Source organism: Paraglaciecola algarum, from assembly GCF_021532655.1.
In the GTDB taxonomy this organism is placed as follows: domain Bacteria; phylum Pseudomonadota; class Gammaproteobacteria; order Enterobacterales; family Alteromonadaceae; genus Paraglaciecola; species Paraglaciecola algarum.
On the sequence record NZ_JAKGAS010000008.1, the window covers coordinates 24,848 to 44,802 of the forward strand.

At 39.6% G+C, this 19,955-nt stretch carries 17 protein-coding genes; 9 read left to right on the plus strand and 8 right to left on the minus strand.

Going from position 1 to position 19,955, the window contains the following annotated elements; all coding sequences use genetic code 11:
* Positions 1-97: 97 nt before the first annotated feature.
* The 3 genes from L0668_RS14505 to argE all read right to left on the minus strand — a co-directional run bounded on the left by L0668_RS14505 (position 98) and on the right by argE (position 2,979).
* Entirely contained in the window at positions 98-835 is a 738-nt protein-coding gene (locus L0668_RS14505; RefSeq protein WP_235313431.1) for a hypothetical protein, read from the minus strand.
* Between the two features lie 462 nt (positions 836-1,297).
* Positions 1,298-1,705, minus strand: coding sequence for a methylglyoxal synthase (locus tag L0668_RS14510; RefSeq protein WP_235313649.1), 408 nt, complete (start codon positions 1,703-1,705; stop codon positions 1,298-1,300).
* 128 nt (positions 1,706-1,833) lie between these two features.
* Positions 1,834-2,979, minus strand: a complete 1,146-nt coding sequence (gene argE, locus L0668_RS14515) for an acetylornithine deacetylase (RefSeq protein WP_235313432.1) — start codon at positions 2,977-2,979, stop codon at positions 1,834-1,836.
* Between the two features lie 348 nt (positions 2,980-3,327).
* On the opposite strand from argE, the gene argC reads away from it, so the two are divergent.
* The 8 genes from argC (at position 3,328) to L0668_RS14555 (ending at position 11,421) form a co-directional block, all read left to right on the plus strand.
* On the plus strand, positions 3,328-4,371 hold the full coding sequence (gene argC, locus L0668_RS14520) for an N-acetyl-gamma-glutamyl-phosphate reductase (RefSeq protein WP_235313433.1): 1,044 nt from the start codon (positions 3,328-3,330) through the stop codon (positions 4,369-4,371).
* A gap of 1 nt (position 4,372) precedes the next feature.
* A complete protein-coding gene (gene argB / locus L0668_RS14525) occupies positions 4,373-5,176 on the plus strand; it encodes an acetylglutamate kinase (RefSeq protein ID WP_235313434.1) in 804 nt (267 codons plus the stop codon).
* 41 nt (positions 5,177-5,217) lie between these two features.
* Positions 5,218-6,147: an ornithine carbamoyltransferase gene (locus L0668_RS14530; RefSeq protein ID WP_235313435.1), complete on the plus strand. Its 930-nt coding sequence runs from the start codon at positions 5,218-5,220 to the stop codon at positions 6,145-6,147.
* A 143-nt stretch (positions 6,148-6,290) separates the two neighbouring features.
* Positions 6,291-7,538 (plus strand): argininosuccinate synthase, encoded by a 1,248-nt coding sequence (locus L0668_RS14535; protein WP_235313436.1) that lies wholly within the window; start codon positions 6,291-6,293, stop codon positions 7,536-7,538.
* A complete protein-coding gene (argH, locus tag L0668_RS14540) occupies positions 7,538-8,917 on the plus strand; it encodes an argininosuccinate lyase (RefSeq protein WP_235313437.1) in 1,380 nt (459 codons plus the stop codon). Before L0668_RS14535 ends, argH begins: the two co-directional genes overlap by 1 nt.
* Before the next feature lie 34 nt (positions 8,918-8,951).
* On the plus strand, positions 8,952-10,262 hold the full coding sequence (gene argA, locus L0668_RS14545; RefSeq protein ID WP_235313438.1) for an amino-acid N-acetyltransferase: 1,311 nt from the start codon (positions 8,952-8,954) through the stop codon (positions 10,260-10,262).
* A gap of 81 nt (positions 10,263-10,343) precedes the next feature.
* Complete coding sequence (locus L0668_RS14550; protein WP_235313439.1) at positions 10,344-11,000, plus strand: peptidylprolyl isomerase; 657 nt, start codon at positions 10,344-10,346, stop codon at positions 10,998-11,000.
* Positions 11,001-11,076: 76 nt separating this feature from the next.
* On the plus strand, positions 11,077-11,421 hold the full coding sequence (locus L0668_RS14555) for a HopJ type III effector protein (protein ID WP_235313440.1): 345 nt from the start codon (positions 11,077-11,079) through the stop codon (positions 11,419-11,421).
* Here the strand turns inward: L0668_RS14555 and L0668_RS14560 are convergent.
* On the minus strand, positions 11,414-12,991 hold the full coding sequence (locus tag L0668_RS14560; protein ID WP_235313441.1) for a cytochrome-c peroxidase: 1,578 nt from the start codon (positions 12,989-12,991) through the stop codon (positions 11,414-11,416). The two genes, L0668_RS14555 and L0668_RS14560, sit on opposite strands and share 8 nt — an antisense overlap.
* A 25-nt stretch (positions 12,992-13,016) precedes the next feature.
* Positions 13,017-15,416: a right-handed parallel beta-helix repeat-containing protein gene (locus L0668_RS14565; protein ID WP_235313442.1), complete on the minus strand. Its 2,400-nt coding sequence runs from the start codon at positions 15,414-15,416 to the stop codon at positions 13,017-13,019.
* 163 nt (positions 15,417-15,579) lie between these two features.
* Between L0668_RS14565 and L0668_RS14570 the strand changes: the two genes are divergently transcribed.
* The gene (locus tag L0668_RS14570) at positions 15,580-16,467 is read left to right on the plus strand and encodes a hypothetical protein (RefSeq protein ID WP_235313443.1); all 888 of its coding nucleotides are present in this window, start codon (positions 15,580-15,582) and stop codon (positions 16,465-16,467) included.
* A gap of 49 nt (positions 16,468-16,516) precedes the next feature.
* Here the strand turns inward: L0668_RS14570 and L0668_RS14575 are convergent, their stop codons facing one another.
* The 3 genes from L0668_RS14575 to edd are packed head-to-tail and all read right to left on the minus strand — an operon-like array spanning position 16,517 to position 19,942.
* Entirely contained in the window at positions 16,517-17,158 is a 642-nt protein-coding gene (locus L0668_RS14575; protein WP_235313444.1) for a bifunctional 4-hydroxy-2-oxoglutarate aldolase/2-dehydro-3-deoxy-phosphogluconate aldolase, read from the minus strand.
* A 5-nt stretch (positions 17,159-17,163) separates the two neighbouring features.
* A complete protein-coding gene (locus tag L0668_RS14580; protein WP_235313445.1) occupies positions 17,164-18,117 on the minus strand; it encodes a glucokinase in 954 nt (317 codons plus the stop codon).
* Between the two features lie 4 nt (positions 18,118-18,121).
* On the minus strand, positions 18,122-19,942 hold the full coding sequence (gene edd, locus L0668_RS14585) for a phosphogluconate dehydratase (RefSeq protein ID WP_235313446.1): 1,821 nt from the start codon (positions 19,940-19,942) through the stop codon (positions 18,122-18,124).
* Positions 19,943-19,955: the final 13 nt, after the last annotated feature.

A 19,955-nucleotide genomic window follows, 5' to 3' on the forward strand; every position in this document is an offset into this window, starting at 1 on the left:
TAGTTTCCTAAGAAAAAGCACAAAAAGAAGAAATAATTAAACTTACCCGATATCAATATCAAACCATGTTTCCATAGGTAACTGCCTTAAACAAACTTTAATATTTAATACAAGATTCCATTAATTTTTGCCCTAGCCAAGTTACTTCCCACGTTGAAAACCCAACCCTTTGAAAATAAGTAATTAAACCGATAAAAGAAAGGCCACCAAATACCATCATTAATGTAATTCTGATTGGCGAGATATCGAGTGTACTTGTTATTGCAATGGTCGCTGTTACCACAACAAAATATCCAATGAAATAGTTAATTGAATCCCTGTAACTTGGAGTTAATAGGTTTTTACTTTCAAGACTCTTAATGATGTAGTTATTCAGCTCTAACGTACCAGTATTAAAATATTTTTGACTTTTTCTTTCTATTAGAAATTTCGCTTCCGCCGGAGTTAATGATTTTAAAGCCACGAGTAGTTCCCGCGTATGTGAATAGCCTAAAGCAGATTCTTGTAAAATGCCTTGCCAAATCTGACTAAGCTCTTCATTTTCAATATCAACATCTTGAGCTCCTTCAACCCATTCCTCAAAAAAAGACAATTGCTCTATAGTTCTTTCTTTAACATTATTTTCAGATTCGTAAGCTACCAAACTTTTACTGACTGACTCAAGATGAGTTTTAAGGTTTTTTTCTCTTTTATTTTTTTTCCATTTCTCAACGTTATCTTTTACAAATTCTTTTAGCTCAGAACCTAAATATTCTGTAGTTGGATTCAGCATTGAAGTTAACGTCGGAGTTAGACTAATCGACTTCGAATTTGAATCTTTTTTTTCTTCTGCCATTACACTATCCCTGCATTTTTTGATTGACATATTTCAATGTATAGATGTTATCTACAATTCTCTAGTAGATCCAAATTTATTGTCCTGCTGAAAAGTGATCTTTGAAATCCTACTTTTACTTTATGGCAAGGCAATCTTTTATAGCTGGGAGCGGCTTATTGCCGTTTCGACGTTAAAGGCAATAATTTGATGGATTTGGAATTTGTCTGGAGCGCGGCCTCTTTCTGGTAACTCTTTCTTGGCTGTTGAAGAAAGAGTTACTGGTGCGGCAGGGACGCCGTATCAAAAACGTCAGGATGACGGTGAACGAAGTGAATGCTCATTGTGTGCGAAGTACATGCCTTGTGAGCGAAGCTCATAAAGTGGCGCAGCCATAACGTAAGCGAAGCGCATGCTTGGTGTGCGCAGCACATAAGTGAACGCAGTGAATAATCTAAGTTCGCACCGTTAGATTACTCACTCTTACAGATCCGGAATATCCCTTTGATAATCATCACCAATAAACAGTGGTGATGTGACTATCATATCTGCGGTTGAAGTGGTGCAAGCTACGGGTAAATTCCAAACAGAGCATAATCTTAGTAACGCTTTTACATCTGGGTCATGTGGCGCGGGATTGAGGGGATCCCAAAAAAAGATTAAACAATCTAGCTTTTGCTCAGCGATTAATGCACCGATTTGTTGATCGCCACCTAGTGGGCCACTTTTAAATCTATGAATATCTAAATTTAATTCTTTTTGTAACAAACCGCCGGTAGTGCCTGTTGCCACTAATTTGTGTTTACAGAGTTCTGCTTTATGAGACAAAGCCCACTTTATTAAATCTGGTTTTTTATGATCGTGGGCAACTAAAGCAATAGTTTTCTGCATGGGTTTTAGACCTAATAATAAAAATTGGCTAGATAATAACAAGCCAGCACACAAAATAAAGGTATTTAGACTAGCGCCTTTCATTATCTCCCTACAAATGTGCAACCTATAGGAATTACTCCCACCAATTAAAAACACACCTTGCTGATCATTTGTTGCAACAAAGTCACAGTTGGATTGACATAATCAAGTGATATAAATTCATCTGGCTGATGAGCTTGGTCGATACTACCAGGGCCTAGTACTATGGTGTCGCAGCCTAGCTGATTGATAAACGGCGCCTCAGTTGCATAGTTAGCACTTGCATACTTATTACCAGTTAGTTTTTCTGCCAAAGCTAAGATATTTTGTTCATCTTTACACTCAAAAGCAGGAACTGATGGATACATTAAATCTAAACTCAAACGATTAGGGTATTTGGCATATACAGGGGCTAAAGCTTCCTCAATCTGAGCTAACACTTCATTGTCTGTCATGCCAGGAATGGCCCGTAAATCAAAATTTAACTGGCAATGGCCACAAATACGGTTTTCACCATCACCGCCATGAATATGCCCCAAATTCATAGTGGCATGGGGCACACTAAATGCAGGGTCTAGATATTTAGTTTTTAATTTTGTTTGCAAATCCATTAATTGCCCAATAGCTTGGTACATAATCTCAATAGCATTTACCCCTTTATCGGGATCACTCGAGTGGCCTGCTTGTCCTTGAATATTTAAACTTTGGGCTAAATGTCCTTTATGTTTGTAAATCGGTACGAGTTCAGTGGGCTCACCAATAATAGCCATATCGGGTTTAATCAATTGTTGTTTGGCAAAAAACCTAGCCCCAGCCATAGATGTTTCTTCGTCTGCAGTGGCCAAAATGTACAAAGGTTTTTGTAATTTGTTTAATGGGATGGTTTTTATTGCTTCTAGAATAAAAGCAAAAAAACCTTTCATGTCACAGCTACCTAAACCAAATATTTTTCCATCTTGTTGTTTTAAACTAAAGGGATCTGACTGCCAACGACCTTCATCATACGGCACAGTGTCTGAGTGACCGCTCAATAATAAACCACCTTCGCCACTGCCAATTTTCGCCAGCATATTAAACTTGTTACGCGTGTTAGGCACTTTTTGAATAGTTATTGTAAAACCATGATCGGCAAATAAACCCGATAACAATTCAATTAAGGGTTTATTTGAAAGATCTATTTTCGCGTCGGATGCACTAACAGACGGGATCTTTATGATAGATTGATAGAGTTCTATAAAAGATAAATTTGGCATAACCTTCAACTTAAATATTTATTCACTTTAATTGCATAAGTATACAGTTCGTGACATACTTTAAAAAAATGTGGAGCAGCTATTTAGAAACTGTATTCATTCTAGTAGGCTAACACTAATACAATTTAACTTATTTTGGCTATTAAACGTATATGTACATTTTGATTTCAAGAATTTTAACAGTTTACAGTTCCCTGCCTAGCTTCGCCAACAGCTTGTATCGACGATAAGTCGAGGTTGCGCGTCTAGCCCACTCTTTGCCTTAAATGTTATATTTCGGCAAAGAGTGTTTTTTCTTCCTTTTCTATTTTGAACAGATTGCTTTTAAAAGCTTATTGAGAATTTCTTATGATCAAAACCTGTATTATTGGCGCAAGCGGTTATGCTGGCGCAGACCTTGCGAATATCATTCAACACCACCCTGAATTTGAATTAGCAGCTTTATATGTTTCAGCTAACAGTGCTGATGCCGGCAAACTTTTAGGTGATATACACCCTAAATGGTTTAATCAAATTACTTTACCGCTAACCCCTATCGATGAATCAAATTTGGGATCGTTAGCAAATAACTTCGACCTTATATTTTTGGCCACGCCCCACGAAGCTAGTCATGTTTGGATGCCCGAATTAACTAGCGGAAAAGCCGTTATCATGGATTTATCTGGGGCATTTCGAATTAAAAATAAAGATGTATTTGAACAGTTTTACGGGTTTGCCCACACTGCCAGTGATTTATTGAGTCAAGCGGTATACGGTTTAGCCGATTGGCATCAAGAGCAAATAAAACAAGCTGACTTAGTTGCCGTACCTGGATGTTATCCAACCGCATCATTAACTGCTTTAAAACCTTTACAACAAAACGGTTTCCTTGAGTCAGCCCATTTACCCATTATTAATGCGGTATCTGGTGTGTCTGGTGCCGGTCGAAAAGCAGCATTAGGCACCAGCTTTACCGAAGTGAGTTTAACTGCTTACGGTGTATTAGGGCATAGACATCAACCAGAAATATCAGAATATCTAGGTGCACCGGTTATTTTCACCCCCCACTTAGGTAACTTCAAGCGCGGGATATTGGCCACTATTACCGTTAAGTTACAAGACGGTGTAACTGCTGAACAAATTTCTGCTGCTTATGAAAGCTCCTATACAAATAACCCAATTGTTAGATTAAGAAACACTTGGCCAAAAATAGATGATGTAGCCAATACACCATTTTGTGATCTATTTTGGAAGTTCGACCCAGAATCAGGTTATTTAGTAGTCACCAGTGCCATAGATAACCTATTAAAAGGTGCAGCTTCACAAGCTGTTCAATGTGCCAATTTACGTTTTGGTTTTGACTCGCACCTTGGCTTAGTTGCATCAAAGTTACAGAAAGGCTTAGTGAATTAATATGACCATCAAACAAACGTCAACGAAATCTACTTTGGTAATTAAGGTGGGCGGTGCCTTTATGCAATCAGACGCTCATGCGTTAGCGCTGCTTAATACCATACAACAATTACAACAAGATTATCACTTAGTGTTAGTTCATGGTGGTGGTGCTATGGTTGAAGAGCTGATGCAAGCCTTGCAGTTAAAGAGTGAAAAAATTGATGGCTTACGTGTCACACCTAATGAACATATGCCCTATATCACAGGTGCTTTGGCAGGCACGGCCAATAAACAATTGTCGAGTTTAGCCATACAAGCTGGACTCACACCTGTCGGTTTAAGCCTAGCAGATGGCAAAATGTGCCTAGCTAAAGTCATGCGTGAAGAGTTAGGTGCGGTAGGAACAGTAGAAGCCGGCGACCCAAGTTTACTTAAATTATTAGCGCAAACAGACATATTACCCATCATCAGTTCAATTGGTGCCAGCGAATCAGGTCAATTATTAAATGTAAATGCCGATCAAGCAGCAACTGTGATTGCTCAATTACTCGATGCTGAGTTATTATTGTTGTCCGATGTGCCAGGCGTATTGGATGGGAATAAATCCCTGATTAATGAATTAACTAGTGAGCAAATAAGCACATTGGTTGAAGATAATGTAATTCGTGATGGCATGATCGTCAAAGTAGAAGCCGCTCTTACTGCGGCTAATAGTCTTGGTCGTAATGTCACTATCGCCAGCTGGAAAGACTCGGAAAAACTATTAGGTTTACTACAGCAACAAGCTGTCGGTACAAAAATATTTCCAGCAGTGAACTCTTAAATTAGATACATAACACACAGAATTAAATACAAGGCATGATCATGAAACAAGATCTTCTTTCTTTTAAAGATTGGACAGCTGAGCAATTAACAGACTTGCTCGCATTAGCGAAAACCATTAAAGCCAATCCACAGGCTTATCGCACTGCCCTAGATGGGTTATCTGTGGTTGCCTTGTTTGAAAAGCCCTCATTACGTACCCGAGTTAGTTTTGACATAGGCATCAATAAACTAGGTGGACATTTAGTTTATTTAGACAGCCAATCAAATAAACTAGTGGGTCGTGAAGACGTAAAAGATATGGGTGCTAATTTAGCATGCTGGGCTGATGCAATTGTAGCTAGAGTATATGCTCATAGTACCTTAGAAGAGCTAGCTGAATCAGCTAAAGTGCCTGTTATTAATGCATTGTGTGATATGTATCACCCTTGTCAGGCCGTTGCTGACTACTTAACCATCAGTGAACATTACTCAGATTTAAGTAAAGTAAAAGTAGCTTACATTGGTGACGGTAATAACGTGACTCATTCATTAATGTTAGTAGGTGTCGCGCTAGGATGTGAAGTAGTGGTAATCACACCTAAAGGCCATGAAGTGGATGCAGAAATAGTGAAGTTAAGTCAGGCACGAGCACAAGAGTTTGGCGGAAAACTGACAATCAGTAATGATGTACAAGATGCCGTTGGTTCACAAGTGTTGTACACAGATACTTGGTTATCAATGGGTGACAATACGCCACTGGCAGATATTAAAGATACTTTCGCAGGTTTTGAGATTGACGAAGCCTTGATGACAAAAACTGGAGCTGAATATGTTTTACATTGTCAGCCAGCCCATAGAGATTTGGAAATCAGTGGCAGTTTAATTGACAGCGATGCATCTTTATTAATGCAACAAGCTGAAAATAGAATGCACGGACAAAATGCTATTTTGGTACAATTACTGGCTAGCGATTTTAAACCAAGAAATTAGAATACTGCTACGAGCTACGTAGATTATAAAAAACATTGTAGATAGAGTGTTCATCACTTTATTAGATTAAGTTAATGCAGTTAAGTGTTAACTCGAGGTTACTAAGCTCGAGACTCGCGACTGCTTTTATTTTAGGAAACAACATGGCTATTCAGGCAAAAAAAGAATTTAAAAAAGTCGTACTGGCATACTCAGGCGGCTTAGATACATCTGCAATCATTCCTTGGTTGATCGAAAACTATAATTGTGAAGTGATTGCCTTCGCCGCTGATGTTGGCCAAGGTGAAGAAGAGTTAATTGGATTACGTGAAAAAGCCCTTAAAACTGGTGCTAGCGAATGTTATATCGTTGACTTAAAAGAAGAATTTGTTTCAGACTATATTTACCCAACCATTACTACTGGTGCCGTTTACGAAGGCGAATACCTTTTAGGTACTTCTATGGCTCGTCCTATCATAGCCAAAGCCCAAGTAGAAATTGCTCGTAAAGTAGGTGCTGATGCGCTATGTCATGGTTGTACTGGTAAAGGAAATGACCAAGTACGTTTTGAAGGCACATTCGCTGCCCTAGCCCCAGATTTAGCGGTGATTGCCCCTTGGCGTGAGTGGAGCATGGTATCTCGTGAAGATTTACTGGATTATTTAGCAGAACGTGACATTCCATGTTCAGCCTCTTTAACTAAGATTTATAGCCGTGACGCTAACGCTTGGCACATCTCTCACGAAGGTGGCGAATTAGAAGATCCTTGGTGCGAGCCAACTAAAGGTATCTGGACCATGACAGTGGATCCAGAAGATGCCCCTAACGAACCAGTACGTGTTCAACTTTCTTTTGAAGAAGGCAAGTTAACCAAAGTGAATGGTGAAGAGTTAACACCTTACGGCGTATTGATGAAATTAAACGAAATAGCTGCAGCTCACGGTGTAGGTCGAATCGACATAGTTGAAAACCGTTTAGTTGGCATGAAGTCTCGTGGTTGTTATGAAACTCCGGGCGGCACTGTGATGATGAAAGCATACAAAGCCTTAGAGTCTTTAGTACTAGACAAATCATCACTTAAATACCGTGAACAAATCGGCCTAGAATACTCACATGTTATGTATGACGGACGCTGGTTTACTGCATTAAATGATGCACTTTTAGCCGGTGCAGCTAGCTTTGCGCAAAAAGTCACGGGCGAAATCGTAGTTAAGTTGTATAAAGGCCAAGCCACAGTGGTACAGCGTAGCTCACCAAACAGCTTGTACTCTGAAGACTTTGCGACTTTTGGTGCCGATGATGTTTACGACCAAAGCCATGCAGAAGGTTTCATCCGTTTATTTAGTTTGTCTAGCAGAATCGATGCGATGAACAAACAAGGTTTAGCTTTTAAAAATACAGGAATAGAATAATGAGTTTATGGGGCGGACGATTTCAAGATGGCAGCAGTGCCATGTTCAGAAGGGTAAATGATTCTTTACCCTTCGACCGTGCATTGGCCAGCCAAGATATTCGCGGCTCCATAGCTTGGTCTAAAGCTATTTTTAAAGCTGGCGTGTTAAGCCAAGATGAGCAGCAACAATTAGAAAGTGCGCTACAAGCTTTATTAGTTAAAGCTGAAGCCGGCACTTTGGATTTTGATGCAAGTAGCGAAGAAGACATTCATAGTTTTGTTGAAGCAACGCTCATTGAACAACTTGGTGATATTGGCCGTAAATTACATACTGGCCGTAGTCGTAATGACCAAGTCGCTACTGATTTTAGGTTATGGTGTCGCGATCATGTTGACTTATTGATCACCGATTTAGAAAACGTTAAAGCATCTTTGGTGAACACAGCTAATACCAATAAAACGGTTATTTTACCGGGTTATACCCACTTGCAACGTGCTCAACCAGTTCGTTACCCGCATTGGTGTTTAGCTTATGTAGAAATGTTCAAACGAGACATTAGCCGTCTGCAAGATCTAAAGGTACGTTTAAATAAATGTCCTCTTGGTAGTGGTGCATTAGCGGGTACAACTTACCCTATTGATCGTCACGAAATTGCTAGCGACCTAGGTTTTGATAGCCCTTGTTTGAACAGCTTAGATGCTGTGTCGGATCGTGACTTTGTATTAGAAATATTATTTGCCGCCAGTACCAGCATGATGCACATGTCTCGTATGGCTGAAGATTTAATTTTCTTCAACTCAGGTGAAGCTGGATTTATTACCTTAGGTGATCAAGTCACATCAGGTTCTTCATTGATGCCACAAAAGAAAAATCCAGATGCCTTGGAATTAATCCGCGGTAAATGTGGTCGTGTATTTGGCAGTTTACAAGGCATGTTAGTCACCATGAAAGGTCTTCCATTGGCATATAACAAAGATATGCAAGAAGACAAAGAAGGTGTGCTTGATGCTGTGACAAACTGGCATATTTGTTTATGTATTGCAGTTGAAGTTTTAGACTCAATTCAATTAGATGCCCAGCGTTGTGCTAAAGCTGCTCGTGAAGGTTACGCCAATGCTACTGAGTTAGCGGATTATTTGGTAGATAAAGGCATACCATTTAGAACCGCTCACGATATTTCTGGTCAAGTAGTACTTGCGGCTCTTGAGCAAAAAGTGGCGATTGAAGATCTCGAATTAGCGGAGTTGAAAAAATATTCTGACTTAATTGAAGATGATGTTTACGAAATATTACAGCTAGATTATCTAGTCAATAAACGTAATATTTTAGGTGGTACAGGCATTGAACCTGTGCAAGCTGCATTAGATGCTGAACTTGCTGCAATTGCTAAATCCTAAATAAAAATAAGTCTAACTAGAAAAGGAATTTTTTGTGGTCGTTTCACATATCGACAGTGTTAAAATTATTCGTAATTCAGCGCCATACATTAATGCACATAGAGGTAAAACCTTTGTTTTAATGTTTGGTGGTGAAGCCATTGAAGAAGACAACTTTGCCAATATTATTCATGATATTGCCTTGTTAGCTAGCTTAGGTGTGCGTTTGGTTTTGGTACATGGTGCAAGACCACAAATTGATCAAAGAGTTGCTTTACGAAACCAAGTAGCCCGTTTTCATAATGACATCCGTATTACCGACAAACAAACCCTTGAATGTGTTAAAGATGCAGCAGGCTCAGTTCGAGCTCAAGTTGAAGCTTTGCTCACCATGGGTTTACCTAATTCACCTATGCATGGTGCACAAATTCGGGTATGTTCTGGCAACTTAGTGGTGGCAATGCCTGCGGGTGTGCAAGAAGGTGTAGATTATGAAAACACCGGCATTGTAAGGCGTGTAGATGTTGATGGGATAAATGACCATTTAAATGATGGCTCTATCGTACTCTTATCCCCTATGGGTTATTCAGCCACGGGCGAAGTTTTTAATTTACCTTTTACAGAAGTAGCAACTAAAACGGCCATTGCCCTTAAAGCAGACAAACTCATAGCTTTTACCCATGAAGACGGCATAGTGAACGAAAAAGGAGGGTTATTAAGAAACCTAGAGTTAAATGAGCTCTATGGCATGATTGAACAACCTTTTTATGCGGATCAAAAACAATTACTGCAGTCTGTGATTTCCAGCTTAGAATCCAACATTAGTCGTTGCCATTGTGTAAGTTACCGTCAAGATGGGGCTTTATTGCAAGAGCTTTTCACCCGAGATGGTGCGGGTTCGTTAATATCTCAAAGTTCTTATGAACAATTAAGACCAGCCAAAATAGAAGATGTCGGCGGCGTTTTAGAACTGATTAAACCTTTAGAAGAAAAAGGTATTTTAGTTAAGCGCTCTCGTGAATATTTAGAAAACGAAATCGAACAATTTACCCTAATTGAACGTGACGGCATGACTATAGCCTGTGCCGCCCTCTACCCTTACGCAGAAGATGCTATGGGTGAATTAGCCTGCGTTGCAACCCATACTGATTATCGAGGCGGTAGCCGTGGTGAAAGATTATTAGCATCCATAAAAACACAAGCCCACAAACAAGGCTTAAAATCTATTTTTGTGTTAACTACAGTTACAGCTCACTGGTTTTTAGAACAAGGTTTTGTGCCAGCTAGCCTTGATGATTTACCATCCAAGAAAAAGCAGCTATATAACTTTCAACGTAATTCAAAGGTATTTGTTTTACACCTTTAAAATGATAACTTACCCTTCTATTCAGTAACCTAGCTAAACCTTGTAGCTAGGTCTCAAATTTTAATTAAAAACTTAAAAACCATGATTAAAAAAACTCAATTCTCCATTATTACAGCCATTGCTTTTGCACTCGTTTTAACTAGTTGTGACTTATTTACCGACCAAGCCGTCAAACAAGCTAATCAGTTTATTCAACAACAAAACATCGACAAGCAAAATAAAGACTGGAAAACATCTTTACCTCAGCCACCAGAGTTAACTTTTAGCCAAGACAAAAAATACCTGTGGTTATTAACCACCAATAAAGGTGATATCACCATTGAACTCATGCCAAAGGTAGCGCCTATGCATGTTTCAAGTACAATATTTTTAACTCGTGTAGGCTTCTACGATGACGTTATATTTCATCGAATTATTCCGGGGTTTATGGCGCAAGGTGGCGACCCTACAGGCACTGGACGCGGAAACCCTGGTTACAAATACGCCGGTGAGTTTAACGATGAGGTAAAACATACAGAAGCGGGTTTATTGAGTATGGCTAATTCTGGCCCAAATACAGATGGCTGTCAGTTTTTCCTAACCTTTAAAGCTACGCCTTGGTTAGACGGCAAACACACGATTTTTGGCAAAGTCACAAAAGGTTTAGAAGTATTAAAAAGCTTTGAGCAATTTGGCTCTGCGAGAGGCACAACCACAGAAGAAGTCAAAATTGTAAAAGCAATAATTGAAGTTAAATAAAAACAACAAAACCGCTTTCTCCAAGTATTAAAATACTCAAGCAAACACATACAAATTAAAAAATTTTAGGATCATGATGCAAATTGCAGAACTTATAGAACAAACTAGAACCACTCCACATAGCATTGAATTTACTCAAGTTATGGAAGTCATAGGGCAAAACTATCAATACACACCGAGTGCCTTCACAAATGGTGATTTAACCAGTGCAGCTGGCAGTAATGAAGGCTCTTGTAAGATTTTTTATTTTGCTCAAATAAACAAGCTAGACAAAGAACAAACTCTAAGCTTATTTGGCGCCTACTACCGTGAAGATGTATTACAAAATCCAGAAGGTAAGGATCATGGTAACATACGTAATTTCATGGTCACAGGTTGGGATGGGATCACCTTTAACGGCCAAGTTTTACAAGCTATTTAACTCGCTTACGATTCCAGCAAATCACAAAAATGAATACTAGCATTAGAGCTAAAATAATAAGCTGAATTGAACGGCCCAAATTACTTGGCACTTGAATATTTAGACGGGCAGCAAACGACTTTACTTGCTGCGCGTTTCGAGTGAAAATTTGATATTCATAACTTTGCCCAGCTTCAGTGAATATATCTTCAAATGGCGATTGGCTTGCCCAATAATGCCGACCATCATTGCGTACAATTTCTAAATCAAAACCAACCTCTTTTTCTGAAAAGTCATCCCAAGTTATTTCCACTAAACCTTTTAGGTTGACTGTAATTTTACCATTACGAATTGGATCTGGCACAGAGTGATTGTGATGTTCACTGCGCAATTTAGGTCTATCAAATGGGTAGCTTTCGTTCTTAACACGTTCATCGGTTAACGAATTTGTTAGAAATGCCACTAAAGCCTTGCGTTGATATTCAGTAAACTGAAAGTTGTATTTGTCTCCGTTCGGCATTTTGGTGGCGACATCGTCAAAAGGTACATCTGCATAAGCATCAATGACTTGCTCTAAAGTAGTAAATTGCCCTGAGTGCATATAAGTGGTTTTTAAAGCGGTATTGCGCAAACTGGGTACTTTCATGGCGCCTAAATCTTGTTCCAATAGACTGATTTGTTTACGACCAGCATCGGTATTTCGGCCTTGAATACCTATGTTATAAAATTTGTTATCGGTAAATAACGGTGGTTTGTGGCAATCAGCACAACCACTTTGCTGAAAAAACTCCCAGCCTAAGTTTTCCAAATATGGGAGTTGCTGCTGTGTGGCATTGGCCATATCCCAAGGAGTTTGATCGGCCACCAAACTTCTTTCATAAGTGGCGATGGCAAAAGCGATATGTTTTAGACTAATTTGGCTATTAGCAAAAGCCTTGAAAAATAATTCTGAATAACTGGGGGAGCTTACTAAAGCTAAGCGTATGTCTTCGGGTAAATTAGTCGCTAAGGCTAAAGGTTTTGCTTGTTTCAATTTAGCTATCACTTCTTCAGCAGTTTGATCTACTTTCGCCATTTCAACAGAGCTCATCAAGGGGCCCAGCACTTGATTTTCTAACGCCCCACCGCTGGTAATTACGATTTCATTTAATTTAGGGTCGATAAATTCAGGGCCAGCTCGACCATCCCAAAAATTATGTTCAGCCCATAGACCTGAAAAGTATGATTGTGCAGCTCTATTCGTCACTTGAGCGGTAAATTTAAAAATAGGATGGCTGGTAGCTGCACCTAACTCATTTCTGGAAACAACACCTAAACTTCCCAAGTTATCATCGGCTGTAGTGAGTGTTTTATCAAACCCAGGCTCTAAGCCAATTCGTTTATCTGCACCGTTGGCACTAGGTAGGTGGCACGAACCACAGGCGATCGAATTGTCTGTAGACAACTGTTCATCCCAAAACAATATTTTGCCTAATATACGTTTGGCTTCTGTCGGTGGGTTTTCTGCCGGGTAAGGAACTGGTGGCAAAGGCTCGAGCGATACAGCGGTAGACGGCAACAATACGAATACCGCTGCCATAGCTAATTTCACGCTTAAGCCTTTCAAATTAAACCACTTATTTTAAACTTATTTGTCTTTGATAATACATTCCAGACAATACAAATAACAATATCCATACACTACCGCCACCTGAACCACTATCAGAACTAGGTGGTGTCACTGGCGGTGTAACAACTGGTGGTGGAGTTGGCGCTGGTGTTTTATCGGTAATGGTTATTGTGTGTGTATCTTGCTCACCTGCAATAGCATTAATCGGTAAGCCTAAGGTCAATATAATAGTTTCACTTTCATTGGTCACAGTATCGGTTTTAACGTTAATCAGCACTTCACCTTCAGTACCACTTGTAATTACAACCTCGCCATTCACGGCATCATGATCAGCATCAGTAGCTGTGCCAGACACAGTAAAAGGAATAGTTACTGGATAAATTTGAGCTAGCTCACTTAAGGTCACAGTTACAGTAGCAGTTTGGCCTTCATCCACGGTTTGATCTTGACTAAAGTTAACACTAGGTTCACTAGCACTGGGGTCTTGACAATCTTCACCAGGTAAACCATAACAACCTAGTCCAGTAGGACCGAGTTTTCTCTCCCAAGTTATACCCGCCACCCAATTAGCATTATCACCGCCTATTTCGTAGGCTCCCGCATCAGGGCTAGCGTCAGTTACATCTGTGGTGATATCGTCAATTTCGCGACCTGCATCAACAGGCTCTGTGCCCGCTCTTAATCTAAAATCTCCGCTTTCGGCATCAACAAAGGTGCCTGAAGTTGGGCTGACTGTTACATTATTTTGTTTATCAGATTGAGGCTCCCAAGCTGAATTATCTGCTAAGTTATTCCAAACATTTACATTAGAAAAAGCTGTGCCTTCTTTATGCCACGCCCCCATAACACCACTAGAATTGAGCATAGTATTGTTATAGATGTTTAAGTCTTTGCCATTCCAGTTAATTTGAATACTGCTCCATTCAGTGTTCCAAATCACGTTATGGTGCACCGTAAATCCTTGGGCATCATTGTCTAAATAAATGCCTGCCGCTTTGCTTTTATCACCACTTGAATAGGCATCATGCAACCAATTATGATGAATTTCAGTGTTACTAGGCCCGCCCACTGTATAAAACAAGCCACAATCATCTGCGATTAAATTGCTTCGTGAGATATCGTTATAGGCGTACTCTGCATTATCGTTAAAGCCTTGGATAGCGTCACGGCCACCACGAGAAATGGTATTATTTAACACCTTAGTATTGTTGCCGCCCCGAGCATTAATGATTGCATCATAGTTACCCAAGTAATTAAAATCGTGAATGTAAGAATCTAGAATTTGCGTGTTTTCACCTGAATCGTATATGCCCGTACCAGAACCAAAACCAATCTCACTTTTTTCAATGATATTGTTTTTAGTGTTAAATTGATTCCAATCACTGCGAATATTGATACTTTGATTACCAGAAGCAAAACCAGAAACCACCCCCAAAGTATAGTTTCCATACAAACTGGTTACGCCATAAATATGGTTGTTAGAGGCCCCACCGGTTATTTCAATTGAACCACCAAACACAGCTAGATTTTTAATATGAATATAGTTGCGAGAAGCTAAATCGATAGTTTTGGTGCGTTTACGCATACTCACTTGATTTTCTGTCGGCATCACACCTTTGGGTAACTGCACATATAATTTTTTTGTGTCGGGATCAAAGTACCATTCATTTTGGTAATCTAGTACTTCCTTAATACCTTGCAGAAAAAAATCACCTTTGTCAGCAGGTGCATGGAAGGTGCGGATCCATGCAGGATTTTTATCTAGTTCGAAAGTTACTTGGGTATCAGTATTGCTAGTGATAAATGCTCGCCATGTTGTCCAACCTGAGCCAGGTTTATCGCCATAAAAATATATCGAGCCACCTTTAGACCAATCACCTTCAGGAATGCCTTCTGCATAATCCAAAAAGGCGTTATTGGCTACATCACTGCCACTGCCTCCGGTATTGCGCAAAGAATTTTGGGTGAAAGGGTCACCGTCGGTATTGTCAGGCCAACGAGCCAAATCCATGGCTACGTCATTTTGCATCACAAAATTTTGTTGTCCTAAATCCCAATCAACTTGAGTGACGTAAATATCACCCACATCATGTTGCCAATTATTTAGGGATTGCATGGCACTAATTATGACTTTTTCGCCCTCATATGATTGGAATATAATAGGTTCCCCTTCCAAACCGGAATTTACTGGCGACAACACCTCCTCATATACACCACCACCAATATAAACAGTATCTCCAGCTCGAGCGTGTTCAGCGGCTTTAGTTATTGTTAGGTAAGGGCTGGAAAGGCTGCCATCAGAATTATCATCACCTGTTTTAGCTACATATATATCTATTGCACTGACTGTATTAGCCAACATAAACAATGATAATAAGACACAAATTTGTTGGAAATTTTTTAGCATCACCCTCTATACCCTCAGAATTATTAACACAACAAACAAAATATTAACATTATTTATTTATAAATAAACAATATTATATACGAAATTAGGAGATTTTATCCTTAATTGACATACATTTAGTTTTTGGTTATACATAAATGATGATTAATATGAGTATCTTTACATGTTGAAATTGTTATCAATTAGATGCTTATTGTTTTTGATGTTTTGTTTTCCACTTCAATGTTTACCTTATGAAAATAAAGTAATACATATAGGTATCGTTATTCCTGAATATGTTCTAGTGGACTTTTCCAAATGGACCAAAAGCAAGTCATGCTGGCTAGTAAATGAGTTTGACGCTAAACCAGAAAATAGGGCCGCAGTAGAATTAATAATACTATGTAAAGCACTGAATTTAGGCGGACTAAACTTTGAGTTTAATGTACTAAAATCCGTTGACTACAATGAAAGTAAATTATTTGTTCAACAAAAGAAGGCTTATATCCAAGGAGAAAGTGTCTGGAAAGATCAAGCTAATACCGAACTTTTTCACATATCTCCTGCCATTCTACGAAAAGGCGAATTTAGCAAAGGTATTTATACCTTACAGGGCCATCCAATGCTAAAGACAGTCAAAAACCTTCAAAGCCTTCAGCGATATAGAGGCATTACAGTCCCAGCTTGGGAGCAAGACTGGTATATGCTTCGCCAGATCACTAAAAACTTACTCACAGCAAAAAGCCAATTCGAAATTTACGATAGAATTAAAAAAGGTCGGGCTGATTTTACTCTAGGTGAATTTAGTAGTGAACTAACTATGGTTTTTGGAAAAATGTATTTATACCCTGTCCCTGATATCAAAATTATCATTGCTCAAAGTAGACATTTCGCAGTCAGAAAAGGTATGCCTCACAGTACAGAAATATTCGAAGCATTAAGCTTAGGTATAGCAAAAATGCGTAGTACAAAAATGATAGTGGATTTATTTAACAGAGCCGGCATTATAAATTCAACAACCGATCATTGGAAAATAATTACTACAGATTTAGACACTACTGATCAACCATAAAAAAAGCCGCTATTGAGCGGCTTATTAAAGAAAGATAATAGATTAAGTCCTATTTAACTCCAGCGATAGCTTGCTTAGCTAGCTCAGTGATTTTATCCCAATCACCATTTGCCATAGCTTCTTCAGGTGCCAACCAAGAACCACCACAACATTTTACATTAGGTAATGCTAAGTAATCGTTATAGTTGCTCGGGCTAATGCCACCTGTTGGACAGAAAGTAATTTCTGGGCAAGGTCCACCAATCGCTTTAAGGGCTTTAACGCCACCAGACGCCTCTGCAGGGAAAAACTTAAGGTGTGTATAACCTAGATCTTTAGCCGTCATCAATTCTGAAATAGATGACACGCCAGGAATAAGTGCAATACTTCCTTCGTTACCCGCTTTTAACAAGTCTGTGGTTAATCCAGGGCTTATTGCAAACTTGGCACCAGCATCAATCACTTGTTGCAATTGTTCTTTGTTTGTCACTGTACCTGCACCAATAATAGCTTCTGGGACTTCATCAGCAATTTTTTTAATTACCTCTAAGGCAGCGTCTGTTCTTAAAGTCACTTCTAAAACTTTAATACCACCGGCAATAAGTGCTTTTGCTAACGGAACAGCGTATGCAACGTCTTTTATTACCAATACTGGTACAACAGGCCCAGCACTAAATATTTCTTCTGACGTCATTTTCCAATTTTTTGACATTGAACTTAACCTTTACAATTTTGATTTAAATAGGCCATAGCACCAATCAAACCATGATCGGGCTCGGTGATAATGAAAGTCGGAATGCCGGCCACGTAGTCTCTAAATCGACCTTTAGCTTCAAAACGCTCCCGAAAATCACTTTCTCGAATAAAATCGGTGAAACGGGGGGCAATGCCACCACCAATATATACGCCACCACGCGTTCCCAAATTAAGGGCAAGATTGCCAGCAAAGCTACCCAAAACCTTGCTGAATTGGGCTAAGGTAGCAACACACAAGTCACAACTACCATTTAGCGCCGATTCGGTAATATCAGCGGCATCGACTAAAGGTGCAGCTGCACCTTTAAATTCAGCAATTGCTTGATAAATATGAACAATTCCTCGACCAGACATGACTTCTTCAGCTGATGCATGGCCAAACTTATTGGTTAAAAATTGCAAGATTGCGATATCTATTTCATCTACCGCAGCAAAATCAACATGACCACCTTCACCATCTAGAGCTAACCAACCATCAGCATTTGGGGTTAAATGTTTAACCCCCAAACCTGTACCTGGGCCAAATACTGCTATATTTTCACCAGCGATACTTTTACCAGGACCAATTTGTACTTTTTGATGATCGTCTAACACAGTAACGGCATAGGCTACAGCGGTAAAATCATTAATCACGCCCAACCATGTTAAACCTAACTCTGCTTGCAATTCATTAATCGAAAACTGCCAGCTGTTATTGGTCATAGTGATAGCATCACTTGTCACAGGACAAGCTACGCCTAGACAACCAGCAGTAAACTTAACCTGAGGAAATTCGTCAAAGTAAACTTTGATAACTTCCGTGATAGTAGCGTAATCACTACATAAATATTTTTTAATATGACTTAACTGGCCGTTTTCGATTTGCGCTAATCGAATATTAGTACCACCAACGTCGGCAACAAATTGAGCTGACATAAACTTAATCCTGACCAAAAAACAATGAACAAGCGCCTTCTTCGGCACCTGTTAGGGTTGTACGTAAACCTGCGAACATTTCACGTCCCATACCTATTTGGTGTGACGTTACATCAACCACTTTGGTTTCACGTTGAGCTAGTTCTTCTTCACTAACTAATGCAGACATAACACCCGTTTCAGTATCTAATTCAACAAGATCACCGGTTTGGATCTTAGCTAAAATACCGCCTTTGATGGCTTCAGGTGTCACATGGATAGCAGCAGGTACTTTACCTGAAGCCCCTGACATACGACCATCAGTGACTAATGCCACTTTAAAACCGCGGTCTTGAAGCACAGCTAAAGGTGGTGTCAAACTATGTAATTCAGGCATACCAACCGCACTAGGCCCTTGGAAGCGAACAACGACAACACAATCTTTATCTAACTCACCTGCTTTAAAAGCAGCGTGTAATTCAAATTGATCTTCAAACACCACTGCTGGCGCTTTAATTTTACAATGAGGGCTTTTTAACGCTGATGTTTTCATCACCGCTCGACCTAAGTTACCGGACAATACAGATAATCCGCCATCTACTTTGAATGGCGTTTTAACACTAGCCACGACTTCTTTATCAAAACTTTCGGTTGGACCATCACGCCATACTAATTCACCATTTTCCAATACAGGCTCTTTAGTGTATTGGTCTAAACCTTGGCCACAAATAGTCATAACATCATTATGTAATAAACCGCCGTCTAATAACTCTTTAAACAACAAGGCCATGCCACCCGCTGCTGTAAAGTGATTAATATCTGCAGAACCATTTGGATAGATACGGGTTAATAAAGGTACAGCGCTAGAAATATCAGCAAAGTCATCCCAATTAATGATGTAACCAGCAGCTTTTGCTACAGCCACTAAATGCATAGTGTGATTGGTAGATCCGCCTGTCGCTAACAAGGCAACTAAACCATTCACGATAGACTTTGCATCAACGATATGTCCAATTGGACGATACTCAGTGCCTAAGTCTGTAATGCGAGTTATTTGACGACCAGCGGCATCAGTTAGGGCATCACGTAACGGGGTGCCTGGATTAACAAAAGAAGAGCCGGGCAAGTGTAAACCCATCATTTCTACCACTAGCTGATTACTATTTGCTGTACCGTAAAAAGTACAAGTACCGGCAGAATGGTAAGACTTAGATTCAGCATCTAATAATTCTGCACGGCCAACTTTACCTTCGGCATATAATTGACGAACACGGGCTTTTTCTTTATTTGGAATACCTGATGGCATTGGACCAGCAGGCACAAAAATAGTCGGTAAATGTCCAAAACTTAAGGCTCCCATTAATAATCCTGGGACAATTTTGTCGCATATACCTAACATTAATGTGCCGTCAAACATATTATGGGACAAACCAATAGCCGCTGACATAGCAATCACGTCACGGCTCATAAGGCTTAAATCCATACCTGGTGTGCCTTGAGTTACTCCATCGCACATGGCTGGAACACCACCAGCATATTGGGCAATACTACCCACTTCATTAATTATTTTTTTTAGTTTAGCAGGGTATTCATCATACGGTTGATGCGCAGATAACATATCGTTGTACGAAGAGACTATGGCAATATTGGCCTTGGTTAAGCTAGTTAAATCAGCTTTTTCTTCACCACTACATGCGGCAAATCCATGGGCTAAGTTACCACAAGACAACACACCTCGATGTGGCCCTTGTTTACGAGCCGCTTCAATTTTATCTAAATAAGCTTTACGCGTATGCTGGCTGCGCTCAATAATTCGCTGAGTAACTTCTTGTATTAGTGTATTCAAAGTCTTTTCCTAC

Excerpts from the sequence above, each read along its gene's own strand:
- L0668_RS14505 (WP_235313431.1), bottom strand. The coding sequence starts at position 835 with ATGGCAGAAGAAAAAAAAGATTCAAATTCGAAGTCGATTAGTCTAACT.
- L0668_RS14510 (WP_235313649.1), bottom strand. The coding sequence starts at position 1,705 with ATGCAGAAAACTATTGCTTTAGTTGCCCACGATCATAAAAAACCAGAT.
- argE (WP_235313432.1), bottom strand. The coding sequence starts at position 2,979 with ATGCCAAATTTATCTTTTATAGAACTCTATCAATCTATCATAAAGATC.
- argC (WP_235313433.1), top strand. The coding sequence starts at position 3,328 with ATGATCAAAACCTGTATTATTGGCGCAAGCGGTTATGCTGGCGCAGAC.
- argB (WP_235313434.1), top strand. The coding sequence starts at position 4,373 with ATGACCATCAAACAAACGTCAACGAAATCTACTTTGGTAATTAAGGTG.
- L0668_RS14530 (WP_235313435.1), top strand. The coding sequence starts at position 5,218 with ATGAAACAAGATCTTCTTTCTTTTAAAGATTGGACAGCTGAGCAATTA.
- L0668_RS14535 (WP_235313436.1), top strand. The coding sequence starts at position 6,291 with ATGGCTATTCAGGCAAAAAAAGAATTTAAAAAAGTCGTACTGGCATAC.
- argH (WP_235313437.1), top strand. The coding sequence starts at position 7,538 with ATGAGTTTATGGGGCGGACGATTTCAAGATGGCAGCAGTGCCATGTTC.
- L0668_RS14550 (WP_235313439.1), top strand. The coding sequence starts at position 10,344 with ATGATTAAAAAAACTCAATTCTCCATTATTACAGCCATTGCTTTTGCA.
- L0668_RS14555 (WP_235313440.1), top strand. The coding sequence starts at position 11,077 with ATGCAAATTGCAGAACTTATAGAACAAACTAGAACCACTCCACATAGC.
- L0668_RS14565 (WP_235313442.1), bottom strand. The coding sequence starts at position 15,416 with ATGCTAAAAAATTTCCAACAAATTTGTGTCTTATTATCATTGTTTATG.
- L0668_RS14570 (WP_235313443.1), top strand. The coding sequence starts at position 15,580 with ATGTTGAAATTGTTATCAATTAGATGCTTATTGTTTTTGATGTTTTGT.
- L0668_RS14575 (WP_235313444.1), bottom strand. The coding sequence starts at position 17,158 with ATGTCAAAAAATTGGAAAATGACGTCAGAAGAAATATTTAGTGCTGGG.
- L0668_RS14580 (WP_235313445.1), bottom strand. The coding sequence starts at position 18,117 with ATGTCAGCTCAATTTGTTGCCGACGTTGGTGGTACTAATATTCGATTA.